11 protein-coding genes are annotated in these 12,024 nt (G+C 43.8%); 1 reads left to right on the top strand and 10 read right to left on the bottom strand.

Going from position 1 to position 12,024, the window contains the following annotated elements; translation table 11 throughout:
- Positions 1-176: 176 nt before the first annotated feature.
- Complete coding sequence (dapB, locus tag K5L93_RS15655; protein ID WP_220720673.1) at positions 177-989, bottom strand: 4-hydroxy-tetrahydrodipicolinate reductase; 813 nt, start codon at positions 987-989, stop codon at positions 177-179.
- Between the two features lie 341 nt (positions 990-1,330).
- On the opposite strand from dapB, the gene K5L93_RS15650 reads away from it, so the two are divergent.
- Positions 1,331-2,431, top strand: a complete 1,101-nt coding sequence (locus K5L93_RS15650; RefSeq protein ID WP_220721412.1) for an ISAs1 family transposase — start codon at positions 1,331-1,333, stop codon at positions 2,429-2,431.
- A gap of 88 nt (positions 2,432-2,519) precedes the next feature.
- On the opposite strand, the gene K5L93_RS15645 is transcribed toward K5L93_RS15650, so the two are convergent.
- The 9 genes from K5L93_RS15645 to dnaK all read right to left on the bottom strand — a co-directional run bounded on the left by K5L93_RS15645 (position 2,520) and on the right by dnaK (position 11,987).
- The gene (locus K5L93_RS15645; RefSeq protein WP_220720672.1) at positions 2,520-3,359 is read right to left on the bottom strand and encodes an ABC transporter ATP-binding protein; all 840 of its coding nucleotides are present in this window, start codon (positions 3,357-3,359) and stop codon (positions 2,520-2,522) included.
- Between the two features lie 15 nt (positions 3,360-3,374).
- Positions 3,375-4,397: an ABC transporter permease gene (locus tag K5L93_RS15640; RefSeq protein WP_220720671.1), complete on the bottom strand. Its 1,023-nt coding sequence runs from the start codon at positions 4,395-4,397 to the stop codon at positions 3,375-3,377.
- Positions 4,398-4,466: 69 nt separating this feature from the next.
- On the bottom strand, positions 4,467-5,852 hold the full coding sequence (locus K5L93_RS15635) for a CmpA/NrtA family ABC transporter substrate-binding protein (protein WP_220720670.1): 1,386 nt from the start codon (positions 5,850-5,852) through the stop codon (positions 4,467-4,469).
- A gap of 243 nt (positions 5,853-6,095) precedes the next feature.
- Positions 6,096-6,716: a BamJ family beta-barrel-assembly machinery protein gene (bamJ, locus tag K5L93_RS15630; protein WP_016402394.1), complete on the bottom strand. Its 621-nt coding sequence runs from the start codon at positions 6,714-6,716 to the stop codon at positions 6,096-6,098.
- Between the two features lie 53 nt (positions 6,717-6,769).
- Complete coding sequence (locus K5L93_RS15625; RefSeq protein WP_220720669.1) at positions 6,770-7,255, bottom strand: GNAT family N-acetyltransferase; 486 nt, start codon at positions 7,253-7,255, stop codon at positions 6,770-6,772.
- On the bottom strand, positions 7,239-8,105 hold the full coding sequence (locus tag K5L93_RS15620; protein ID WP_220720668.1) for a M48 family metallopeptidase: 867 nt from the start codon (positions 8,103-8,105) through the stop codon (positions 7,239-7,241). Before K5L93_RS15620 ends, K5L93_RS15625 begins: the two co-directional genes overlap by 17 nt.
- A gap of 36 nt (positions 8,106-8,141) precedes the next feature.
- Positions 8,142-8,681 (bottom strand): bifunctional adenosylcobinamide kinase/adenosylcobinamide-phosphate guanylyltransferase, encoded by a 540-nt coding sequence (cobU, locus tag K5L93_RS15615; RefSeq protein ID WP_220720667.1) that lies wholly within the window; start codon positions 8,679-8,681, stop codon positions 8,142-8,144.
- Positions 8,682-8,813: 132 nt separating this feature from the next.
- On the bottom strand, positions 8,814-9,956 hold the full coding sequence (gene dnaJ, locus K5L93_RS15610; RefSeq protein ID WP_220720666.1) for a molecular chaperone DnaJ: 1,143 nt from the start codon (positions 9,954-9,956) through the stop codon (positions 8,814-8,816).
- 114 nt (positions 9,957-10,070) lie between these two features.
- Positions 10,071-11,987 (bottom strand): molecular chaperone DnaK, encoded by a 1,917-nt coding sequence (dnaK, locus tag K5L93_RS15605; RefSeq protein ID WP_220720665.1) that lies wholly within the window; start codon positions 11,985-11,987, stop codon positions 10,071-10,073.
- Positions 11,988-12,024: the final 37 nt, after the last annotated feature.

The raw sequence follows: 12,024 nt of genomic DNA, 5'->3' as shown, positions 1-12,024 counted from the left end.
GGCTTTGTGAGACCGCTCAAAGAACATAATCCTTGAAAACGCTTTCAAAAAAACTCTTGATAACGCTTTCAATAGTTTTATCGGGATAAAATACTAATGTAAAATTTAAGGAATAAAAAACGTCGCATTGCGACGTTTATTTATAAAAAGCAATAAAGATTAATAAAGCTTATTTATTAATCATTCAAACCGAGTACATCTCGCATGTTGAATAAACCATTAGGCTTGTCTTGTAACCAAGATGCCGCACGTACTGCGCCATTAGCGAAGGTCATTCTACTCGATGCTTTATGCGTGATCTCTACGCGCTCACCAATATCAGCAAACATCGCGGTATGTTCACCCACTAAGTCACCGGCGCGAATGGTAGCAAAGCCAATGGTATCTCTATCACGCTCGCCAGTAATGCCTTCGCGGCCATATACTGCTACTTTTTTAAGATCACGCCCCAGCGTATCGGCAATCGCCTCTCCCATACCCAAGGCCGTTCCTGAAGGAGCGTCTACTTTATGGCGATGGTGGCCTTCAATAATCTCGATATCAGTGTAATCGCCCATCACTTTAGCGGCGACTTCTAAAAGCTTAAATACTAGGTTAACGCCAACACTCATGTTGGGCGCAAACATAATAGCTATATCTTCGGCTGCATCTTTTAACTGCTGCTTTTGTTCATCACTAAAACCGGTGGTACCAATAACCATCTTCTTATTGTTGGCGCGCGCCCACTCAACATGAACCAAAGTAACAACAGGTGCAGTAAAATCAATAATTACATCGATATCATCTTTGGCTTGTTCAATGTTATCCACAATGGCGATATTCAATTTGCCTAAACCCGCTAGCTCACCAGCATCAACACCGATTAAGCTTGAACCAGGGCGTTCTGTTGCCGCACCTAAGGTTGTGGCCGAACTTTGATTTACTGCTTCGAGTAAATTCTTACCCATTCTTCCGTTACAACCAACAATTGCCACTCTAACTTGCGACATGTTTATTCTCCTTTGAAACTGGCCACACCCGTCTTAATTTGTGGCTCGACTATAGCAAAGCAAGCTATATAAAACGAGGTTTAGCCTAAATATCAGCCTAAAGTGCTTAAAAACCTATTTAACCTGAACTCGGAATAAGAAAGTGACGAGAATTCTACAACCCAGTACTTAATCTAGCTTCATGTTTCTGGCGAGATAGTTTTATTATCCCAAGCTCAGGTGACTTGCTCTATTGAGAGCGCTCGTACTAAAAAGGCCACTACCTATAAGTAGCAGGGCGGGATCGCACTTTGTTAACTAATATGATCTAATTGTGCCAAACCCTCAGCAGCACAGTCATTTTGAACCTTATTGAACACTTATCTGTTGTAGAAGATACTCGATCGGACATCAACCAGAAACACAACCTTATTGATGTTATGTTCCTTGTGATCAGCGCTATCGCATCGGGATGCGAAGGTTGGCAAGACATTGAATTTTTTGGAGAAGAAAAACTCGACTGGTTAAGAAAATATCGACCATTCGAGCATGGCATCCCTCGAAGACACACGATAGCTCGCATCTTGCGTTCCGTTGTTGCGGAATCTTTGCTTGAAGCTTTGGCTCTTTGGATTAACGAACAACGAACTACTCAGAACAAACCCATTATCGCTTTTGACGGAAAGGTTCTACGGGGCTCCTATCGTAACGACAGGAAAACAGCATTGCAGTTGGTCACGGCTTACGACACCGAGCGTGGCCTCGTTCTAAGCCAAAAGCCGACTGAGACTAAAAATGGTGAAATAAGCATTGTTCGTCAAATGCTTGATGTCATTAATGTAAAGGGTAGTGTTGTCACGGTTGATGCACTGCATTGCCAGCGTGAAACACTAGAAAAAATCAAAGAAAAACAAGCGCATGTTGTTGTCCAGGTTAAGAATAATCAGCCCAAGCTTAGAGCGGCTGTTGTGGAGCAGTTCCAAGCGATTTTTGATGCAGGTAAAGAGAAAATAGTCACCGAGGTCAAAGAGAAAAAACATGGTCGCAGCGAAGAGCGATACGTATTTCAGATAAAGGCCAAATTGCCCGACGAATTGGCGAAGAAATGGCCGACGATAAGAAGCATCATAGCAGTGGAACGCCATCGTGTGATCAATGGTAAAGGTACTGTAGATACCTCTTACTACATTAGTTCTTTGTCGCCAAACCACAAACTACTGGGCCATTATATTCGCCAGCATTGGCGGATTGAGAACAGCCAACATTATGTTTTAGATGTTGTTTTTAAAGAAGATAGCTCTCGTATTACTTTAGATGGTGCCGTTGAAAACATTGCGTTATCTAGACGTTTTGTGATGAATATGCTCAAGCAATGCGAATGTGGTGCGCCGAGCCAAAAAGTGAAGCTGAAGAAAGCGGGTTGGAACGATGATTATAGGGCAAGAGTCTTCTTTGGGTTATAAATCCATCAAAGTATGCTCCCGCCCTGCTATAAGTAGTGGCCTTTTTAGTTAGAAAGAAACTCAGTAACAACGGTTTAAACAGTAATAATTACGCGGCTTCACCGGATTTAACCAACTTTGGTTTAGCTTTCTTTGTAGCTTGTGCCGGGTTACGCTGACGCTCGTAAAGAAACTTAAGCACTTGCGAACGATAATGGTTGTACTCTTGATCATCAGCGAGCGCAACTCGGTCACGCGGTCGCTCAAGTTTAACATCAAGCACTTCACCAATGGTTGCCGCTGGTCCATTAGTCATCATCACAATTTTATCTGACAACAATACTGCTTCATCTACATCGTGAGTAATCATGATTACCGTATTGTTTAACTCTTGCTGGATTTCCATTAAAGAGTCCTGCAAATGAGCGCGAGTTAGCGCATCGAGCGCGCCAAACGGTTCATCCATCAGCAGTACTTTTGGTTGCATGGCTAACGCGCGAGCAATGCCAACACGTTGCTTCATCCCCCCCGAAATCTCATCTGGTCGCTTATGCGCTGCATGGCTCATGTGAACAAGCTCTAGATTGTGCTCAATCCAGTCTTTCATTTCAGCCTTAGATTTTTGCCCTTTAAATACTTCTTTTACCGCCAATTCAACATTTTGATAAGCAGTAAGCCATGGCAATAAAGAGTGGTTTTGAAACACAACTGCGCGGTCTGGACCAGGCTGAAATACCTCTTTTCCTTCTAATACCACACCACCTTCTGTTGCGTTATATAAACCCGCCACAATGTTTAACACCGTAGATTTACCACAACCTGAGTGGCCAATTAAGGATACAAACTCACCCTTTGCAATTTTCAAGTCCACCCCATTTAATGCTCGGAAAGGACCATTTTTAGTGGGGAAATCAATACTAACGTGATCAATTTCTAAATACTGAGACATAATGTTTTCCTTATCCTATCGCGCACTTTCTGGGCTTGAATGAGAAATAATTTTTTGTAGGCTTACCATTAACCAATCAAGTACATAACCAATTAAGCCAATGACTACTACTGCCACCATGATACGCCCTAGTGAGTTAGAACTACCGTTTTGAAACTCATCCCACACAAATTTACCTAGGCCAGGGTTTTGCGCGAGCATTTCTGCTGCAATAAGTACCATCCAGCCAATACCGAGTGAGATACGTAAGCCAGTGAATATCATTGGCAGAGAAGCTGGAATGGCGATTTTGGTCACTTGCTTAGACCAATGTAACTGAATCACTCGCCCAACGTTTAACCAGTCTTTATCAATAGATGCAACGCCCGTCGCGGTGTTAATTAGTGTTGGCCATAGCGAACATAAGGTTACTGTAATGGCCGAAGTCACGAATGACTTAGAAAACATTGGGTCACTGCTTACATAAACCGCACTCACCACCATGGTAACTATTGGTAACCATGCTAATGGCGAAACCGGTTTAAGAATCTGGATAATCGGGCTAACCGCGCCATAGAGTTTTTTATTCAAACCACAGGCAACCCCAATTGGGATAGCAATTAAACTGGCAAGTATAAAGCCGGTGAATACCGTATATAAACTGGTAAGTATCTGGTCAAAGAAGGTTTCCTTGCCAGTGTAAGGCCGTATTTTTACTTCTGCATCAGGATTTTTAGCCAGCTTCTTCGCATTGCGAGCTTCTTGACGTTCATAGAAGGCCTCTTCTTTCGCACGCTCCTCTTTATGCTCTACCACTAAGCCTTGGTATTGCTCCCAAACTTGAGCTGGGCCAGGCAAGGTTCCTAGGCTAGTTTGTACTTTTGCCGCTGATACACTCCACAACAACAAGAACAAAGCAATGGCCAAAATAGGCAGGCCTATTCGTTCAAATATTTCGGTACATTGCTGCTTTGGGTTTTCACCGCTAGCCAAACGAACCACGGGTACCATAGGGCTTAATCCTACAGTTTCTAAAGAGTGAATTAACTTGTCTTTCATCTCTACAACTCCTTTTGCAAATCTCGATGCCGGGCCCTTAAGCCCGGCCGCTCTCAATAACGATTCGGCTTAGATCTTGTCGTCTTTTTTCAGGCCAATCGAAAACTTCTCAAGATACGCATTGGGTTTTGAACCATCGTAAACAATGTTATCAATGAAATGTTTTTGTGGCGGTTTAAAGCCACTCTCGGTAGCAAAATCAGGAAACTCGCTAGCATCAATCACACCATCAGCAATTAGCTCTTTCGCGGCAATTGCGTAAATGTCTGGGCGATATACTTTCTTAGCGATATCCATATACCAAGAGTCTGGTTTGTTATCAGAAATTTGTCCCCAGCGACGCATCTGCGTTAGGTACCAAATCGCGTCACTGTAGTATGGGTAAGTCGCGTTGTAACGGAAGAATACGTTAAAGTCTGGCACTTCGCGCTTATCGCCTTTCTCGTATTCAAAAGTACCTGTCATGCTGTTGGCAATTACGTCGTGGTCGGCACCAACATATTGGCTTTTAGAGAGAATTTTAACGGCTTCTGGGCGGTTTTTGTTGTTCTCTTCATCCAACCACTTAGCTGCACGAATCATTGCTTTCACTACGCGAATGTGGGTATTTGGATATTCGTCAGCCCAACCTTTACTTACACCAAACACTTTCTCTGGGTTGTTTTTCCAAATCTCATAGTCGGTAACAACTGGAACACCAATGCCTTTAAATACGGCTTGTTGGTTCCAAGGTTCACCCACACAGTAACCGTAGATAGTGCCAGCTTCCATGGTTGATGGCATTTGCGGAGGTGGCGTTACAGACAACAGCGCATCAGCATCAATTTTGCCAGAGGTATCGCCTTTGTGCGGCGCGTAGTAACCGGGGTGAATACCACCAGCAGCTAACCAGTAACGTAACTCGTAGTTATGTGTAGACACTGGGAATACCATGCCCATGTTAAATGGCTTACCTTGGTCGACGTAACTATCCACTACCGGCTTAAGCGCATCGGCTTTAATTGGATGAACAGGCTTACCATCTTTATGTGGCACGTGCGGTTTCATCTGTGCCCAAATATCGTTTGATACGGTAATTGCGTTACCGTTTAAGTCCATGCTGAACGCTGTAATAATGTCGGCTTTAGTACCAAAGCCAATGGTGGCACCTAAAGGTTGACCAGCCAACATGTGAGCGCCATCTAGCTCACCGGTAATTACGCGGTCTAATAATACTTTCCAGTTAGCTTGCGCTTCTAACTGAACATACAATCCTTCGTCTTCGAAGTAGCCTTTTTCATACGCCACTGCAAGTGGAGCCATGTCGGTAAGTTTAATAAAACCAAACTTAAGATCTTCCTTCTCTGGCTCTCCCACTTCTGCATGGCTGAAGCCAATAAAACTGGCCGATACCACTGCAGCGGCGATGGTCGTCTTAATGATTTTTTGTAAGCTTAATGGTGCTGATTTCTGCATTCCCTGCTCCTAATACCCAGTTGGAAGTAACTAATTTGTGATAACACTTAGGGAGTAGCTAAGGATGTGCCAAGATCTAGATCACATTTTTTTAACACCAAAAATCATTAACTTACAAACACAATTACCCCTAAAGGAGTATTCGTGTTTTTTCATAAAATTCACTAACTTAGAACAGCCACGCACAACTTTGGCGCATAAAAAAACCGGCTTAAAGCCGGCTTCTATTAATTGAAATTACTATTAGCCAAGAATAGCTAGTAACTCAACTTCAAATACTAGGGCTGCAAAAGGAGGAATTGCTGCACCTGCACCTTGAGAGCCATAAGCAAGCTCTTGAGGAATGTACAGCTTCCATTTGTCACCCACTTTCATGCGTTGTAGCGCTTCAGTCCAACCTTTAATTACACCATTTACAGGGAATTCTGCAGGTTGACCACGCTGTACAGAGCTGTCGAATACTTCGCCAGAAATTAAGGTGCCTTCATAGTGAACTTGTACTTTGCTGCTAGCACTTGGCGATTCGCCTTCACCTTCAACTAATACTTCGTATTGAAGACCAGATTCTGTTTTGTTAATTTCTGGGCGTTTGCCGTTATCAGCTAAGAAATTTTCGCCTTCAGCCATTGCTTCTTTATGTTGCTCAGCTTTTTTTGCTTCAATTTCTTTAGTAATTTCTTGGAAAGCCGCACTAATAACTGCTTCATCAAGCTGTGGTTGCGCGCCTTGCATTACGTCACGAATACCGTCAAGCATTGCATTCACTTCTAAGCCGTCGAATGCTGCACGCTCAATTTGCTCACCAATTTGAAGGCCGTAGCCGTAACTTGCTTGCGCTGCTGCGCCTTGATATTTATCGCTCATTTGAACTCTTAATTCTGATCGTTAAAAAGAGCCAAAAGATTACCACAAAGTCACTAGAAAAACCGTTGGTCTGCGGCTAAATGCGCCTTTTTTTGAACAAAGTAACTGCTGGCAAATTCTACTTGGCGTTGCTCACCAGTAAATTTAAAGCCCATATGGCGATAAAAGCCCTGTGCATGCGGGTTATCTTGCATCACCCAGCAGTACACATCCTTCTGCGCAGTGCTCTGACAAGCTTGTTCCAATAAGGCTCTGCCCCAGCCTTGGCCAATGACATCCGGTTGTAAATACAGTGCCGCTAATTCAATCTCTGGCGCTTGCTTCTCCAGCATTAAAAAACCCTGTATGCCCGTCGTTTTTAATACCCAGATTTGGTTTTCTTCACAGCTAAGACGTTGCAGCCACAGTTGCTGATGCAGTTCAAATGGTAGGGCTTGAAACATATCGGCAATGAGTTGCTGAGAGTAGACATGCTGCCAGCTTCGTCGTTGAACCCGGCAGATGTCTTCGGCATCACTAAGACTAGCTAGTTTTATCAATATCTGGCTCTTTAGAGATATTTTTAGTATCAAAACTGGCAGGGCGAATACACTGAGGGTTTTTGCCTTGGGCAATGGCTTGCTTTTCTAGTTGAATGGCACGCGGCATACGTTCTTCTAAATCAGCAATACGCGTTTGATTTGAAGGGTGAGTTGACAAAAACTCGGGGACTGAACCACCACCCGCTTTAGCCATATTTTGCCAAAGAGCGACACTCGCGCGAGGATTAAAACCGGCGCTGGCCATTAAGTCTAAGCCCATTAAATCTGCTTCGCTTTCTTGGGTACGACCATAGGGCAGTAACACGCCGTATTGCACTCCTAAACCAAGTGCAGCCATAGCGGCTCCCTTATGTTTTACATCGTCACTTACGCCAATTGCAACAGCAGCAACCGCAGTACCAATTCCCGCTATTTGGTTTTGCGATAACCGCTCGTTGCTATGCTCCGCTAAAACATGAGCTATCTCATGGCCTATAACCGTCGCCAACTGATCTGGAGTTTCGGCCACCTTGATTAATCCGGTATATACACCAACATGCGCACCTGGCAATGCAAACGCATTAACTTGCTCAGAATCAAATACTACGACTTCCCAATCTTCATCACCATAGTGACCGGGGATTTCAGCAGTAACCGCATTAGACACACAAGCAACATAATCATTAGTGGCTTTATCGGTATAGATCTTTTCCTGCTTTTTAATTTCTTCAAAAGATTGCGCACCTAAGGCACTCATCTTTGAGTCATCATAAAGCAATACCCGTTTACGCCCGGTAGGAGAAGCAGAGCAGCTAAGCAAAGCAGCAATAGAGCTAACTATAATGGCGTTTTTTAAGATCTTATTCATTCATGCATTCCATTTCATTACTGCCTATTTAGGCAATCACTCCTTTAATACTAGCGGTAAGCCAGCACTAACAAATACTACTTTATCGGCTTTTGCCGCTAAGGCTTGGTTTAGTCGCCCAAGTTCATCGGCAAACCTACGACCCATAGCGTTGTCTGATACCAAGCCCAAACCCACTTCGTTACTCACGATAACCACATCACTGCTCAGTTCATCTAAGCATGTCAGCAGTGCACAAGACTGCTGTTGAATATCAACTAACTGCTGCTCTACAGATTTATTGGTACATAGCCACCACCCCAACCAAGTAGACATGCATTCTAACAATATTGGCCGGCTTCTACTGGAATAGGAGAGTAATACTTCGCTTAATGCCTCACCAGTGAAATCTAGCTCATGTGTCTCAAAGGTAGCCTTTCGTAAAGATTGATGATGAGCAATCCGTTGGCTCATTTCTTCATCGCTCGCCATCGCAGTAGCAATATATACTGGCTTCTGCTCACTGTTCCTTTGGAACTGCTGTTCAGCCCAAGAACTTTTGCCGCTTCTAATGCCACCTAAAACAAGACTTATCATCATGCAACCTAATGATTTTTTCAAAGGATAGCATAGTCAATGGGCCACTTTAAACGCTGATAATTGGGCACTATGTATTTATAGTAAGCATAAAAAAAGCGGCTAATAGCCGCTTTTCTTTAGGTTTTTTAATTAACTGGTTAAGTCATCAAAAAACTTTTTAACTCCATCGAAAAACCCCTCGGCTTTAGGCTTGTGCTTGCCGCTAGCAGAGCCTCCACAGCTTTCCTCAAAGTCTTTAAGTAGCTGCTTTTGGGTTTCGTTTAGCTTAACCGGCGTTTCTACGATTACTTTGCAGATTAAGTCGCCAATTGGGCCACCACGTACCGATTTAACGCCTTTGCCTCGCATTCTAAACATGCGACCAGTTTGCGTTTCGTTAGGTACTTTTAGATTAACTCGACCATCTAAAGTAGGCACTTCAATCTCGCCCCCTAAAGCAGCCAAGGTGAAGCTAATTGGCACCTCGCAGTAAAGGTTGTTTTCTTCACGCTTAAAGATGGGGTGTTCTTTAACATGTACTTGTACATATAAATCGCCGGCTGGAGCACCGCTCTCGCCCGCTTCACCTTCACCTGATAAACGAACGCGATCACCAGTATCAACGCCAGCAGGGATGCTAACTGATAGAGTTTTTGAGCGCTCGTAACGACCTTCGCCATGACACTTATGGCAAGGATCAGAAATAATTGAGCCTTTACCCTTACAGGTAGGACAAGCTTGCTGAACAGCAAAGAAGCCTTGACGCATCTGTACTTGGCCTTGACCATGACAGGTACCACAAGTTTTTGGCGTAGAGCCTTTTTTAGCGCCGCTACCATTACACTGCTCACAGTGCACTAGAGTAGGTACACGAATTTCTTTCTTAACACCTTTAACAGCTTGCTCTAAGCTCAACTCTAAGTTGTAGCGAAGATCTGAGCCACGCTGAGGCTGACGACGACCACCGCCGCCACCGCGTCCACCACCAAAAATATCACCAAAGATGTCGCCAAATGCGTCGCCAAAGTCGCCGTGTCCGCCACCAAAACCACCAGCGCCGCGGTTTGGATCAACCCCTGCGTGACCATAGTGATCGTAAGCTTCTTTCTTTTGAGGATTACTTAGTACTTCATAAGCCTCTTTCACTTCTTTGAATTTCTCTTCAGAAGCTTTATCACCTTTGGTACGGTCTGGGTGAAATTTCATCGCCAGACGTTTATAGGCTTTTTTAATGTCTCGTTCGCTGGCATCTTTGCCTAGACCAAGAACTTCGTAATAATCACGTTTTGACATAATGGGTGTTCTACTTCTCGCAACCAAACCAGTTGAAAGTAATGGCTTTTGATAGACACACGGGCGTTGTTCACACAACGCCCGTTATTTACTTACTAAAAGTGCTTAGACAAATTACTTTTTGTCGTCTTTCACTTCTTCAAACTCAGCATCAACTACGTCGTCTTGGGCAGGAGCAGCTTGCTCTGCGTCAGCTTGACCGGCATTCGCTTGTGCTTGTTGCTGTGCAACTTCCATTAGTTTTTGAGACGCTTCGATTAAAGCTTGAGTTTTCGCTTCGATCTCTGCTTTATCTTCGCCTTTGCTAGCGGTTTCTAACTCGCTAACTGCAGCTTCGATTTTCTCTTTATCTTCAGCAGGAAGTGCTTCACCAGCTTCTCCAATTTGCTTACGAGTACCGTGTACAAGTGCATCTGCTTGGTTTTTAGCTTGAACTAATTCTTCAAACTTCTTGTCTTCTTCAGCATTGGCTTCAGCTTCATTTACCATCTTGTTAATTTCCTCATCCGACAAACCAGATGAAGCTTGAATGGTAATTTTCTGCTCTTTACCGGTATCTTTATCTTTAGCAGATACGTGTAAAATACCGTCGGCATCCAAATCGAAGGTTACTTCAATTTGTGGTACACCACGTTGTGCAGGACGAATACCTTCTAGGTTAAATTGACCTAAAGATTTGTTGTCTGCCGCACGCTTACGCTCACCTTGGATTACGTGAACGGTTACCGCGCTTTGGTTATCGTCGGCGGTTGAGAAAACCTGTGACCCTTTAGTTGGGATGGTAGTGTTCTTTTCAACAACACGCGTCATAACACCACCCATTGTCTCAATACCTAAAGACAGTGGCGTAACATCTAGTAACAGTACGTCAGTTTTGTCACCAGACAATACTGCACCTTGAATGGCAGCGCCCATAGCTACCGCTTCGTCAGGGTTAACGTCTTTACGTGGCTCTTTACCAAAGAACTCCGTAACCGCTTTTTGTACAAGTGGCATACGTGTTTGGCCACCCACTAAGATTACATCGTTAATGTCGCCCACTGATAAGTCAGCATCTTGTAGAGCAATACGTAAAGGCTCTAAAGAACGTTGCACTAACTCTTCAACCAAAGACTCAAGCTTAGAGCGAGTAACTTTGATGTTTAAGTGTTTAGGACCTGAAGCATCAGCAGTGATGTAAGGTAGGTTTACATCAGTTTGCTGGGCTGAAGATAGCTCACACTTAGCTTTTTCTGCCGCTTCTTTTAAGCGCTGCATCGCCAGTGGATCTTGCTTAAGATCGAAACCTTGATCTTTCTTGAACTCTTCTACTAAGTAGTTAATTAAGCGGTTATCAAAGTCTTCACCACCTAAGTGAGTATCACCGTTGGTTGCCAATACTTCGAAGGTTTTCTCGCCGTCTACTTCGTCAATCTCAATGATCGAAATATCGAAAGTACCACCACCTAAGTCGTAAACTGCAACTACGTTGTCGCCTTTAGCATTATTTACGCCGTAAGCAAATGCCGCAGCAGTTGGCTCGTTGATGATACGCTTAACATCAAGACCCGCAATACGACCCGCATCTTTGGTTGCTTGACGCTGAGAATCGTTAAAGTAAGCAGGAACAGTAATCACTGCTTCTGTTACTTTTTCACCTAGGTAGTCTTCCGCAGTTTTCTTCATTTTTTTCAAAACTTCTGCAGAGATTTGTGGTGGCGCTTTCTTGTCGCCTTTCACTTCTACCCAAGCATCACCATTGTCAGCATTAACAATGTTGAATGGCATAATTTCGATATCGCGTTGAACTTCGTCGTCGGTAAAGCGACGACCGATTAAACGCTTAATAGCGAATACAGTGTTCTTTGGGTTAGTAACCGCTTGGCGCTTAGCTGGTTGACCAACTAAAGTTTCGCCGTCGTCGGTATACGCAATAATTGAGGGAGTTGTGCGATCGCCTTCTGCGTTCTCAATTACTTTAGGGGTATCGCCGTCTAATACTGCAACACAAGAGTTAGTGGTTCCTAAATCGATACCAATAATTCTACCCATGATGGTGTTCTCCAAATTCTGGTTGTAACTAATATTT

It is taken from the genome of Agarivorans litoreus, from assembly GCF_019649015.1.
Lineage (GTDB): Bacteria > Pseudomonadota > Gammaproteobacteria > Enterobacterales > Celerinatantimonadaceae > Agarivorans > Agarivorans litoreus.
This window is presented reverse-complemented; position numbering and strand designations above follow the sequence as displayed.

Bases quoted from the DNA above. Each gene is read 5' to 3' on its own strand.
- dapB (WP_220720673.1), bottom strand. From the start codon at position 989: ATGTCGCAAGTTAGAGTGGCAATTGTTGGTTGTAACGGAAGAATGGGT.
- K5L93_RS15645 (WP_220720672.1), bottom strand. From the start codon at position 3,359: ATGTCTCAGTATTTAGAAATTGATCACGTTAGTATTGATTTCCCCACT.
- K5L93_RS15640 (WP_220720671.1), bottom strand. From the start codon at position 4,397: ATGAAAGACAAGTTAATTCACTCTTTAGAAACTGTAGGATTAAGCCCT.
- K5L93_RS15635 (WP_220720670.1), bottom strand. From the start codon at position 5,852: ATGCAGAAATCAGCACCATTAAGCTTACAAAAAATCATTAAGACGACC.
- bamJ (WP_016402394.1), bottom strand. From the start codon at position 6,716: ATGAGCGATAAATATCAAGGCGCAGCAGCGCAAGCAAGTTACGGCTAC.
- K5L93_RS15620 (WP_220720668.1), bottom strand. From the start codon at position 8,105: ATGAATAAGATCTTAAAAAACGCCATTATAGTTAGCTCTATTGCTGCT.
- cobU (WP_220720667.1), bottom strand. From the start codon at position 8,681: ATGATAAGTCTTGTTTTAGGTGGCATTAGAAGCGGCAAAAGTTCTTGG.
- dnaJ (WP_220720666.1), bottom strand. From the start codon at position 9,956: ATGTCAAAACGTGATTATTACGAAGTTCTTGGTCTAGGCAAAGATGCC.
- dnaK (WP_220720665.1), bottom strand. From the start codon at position 11,987: ATGGGTAGAATTATTGGTATCGATTTAGGAACCACTAACTCTTGTGTT.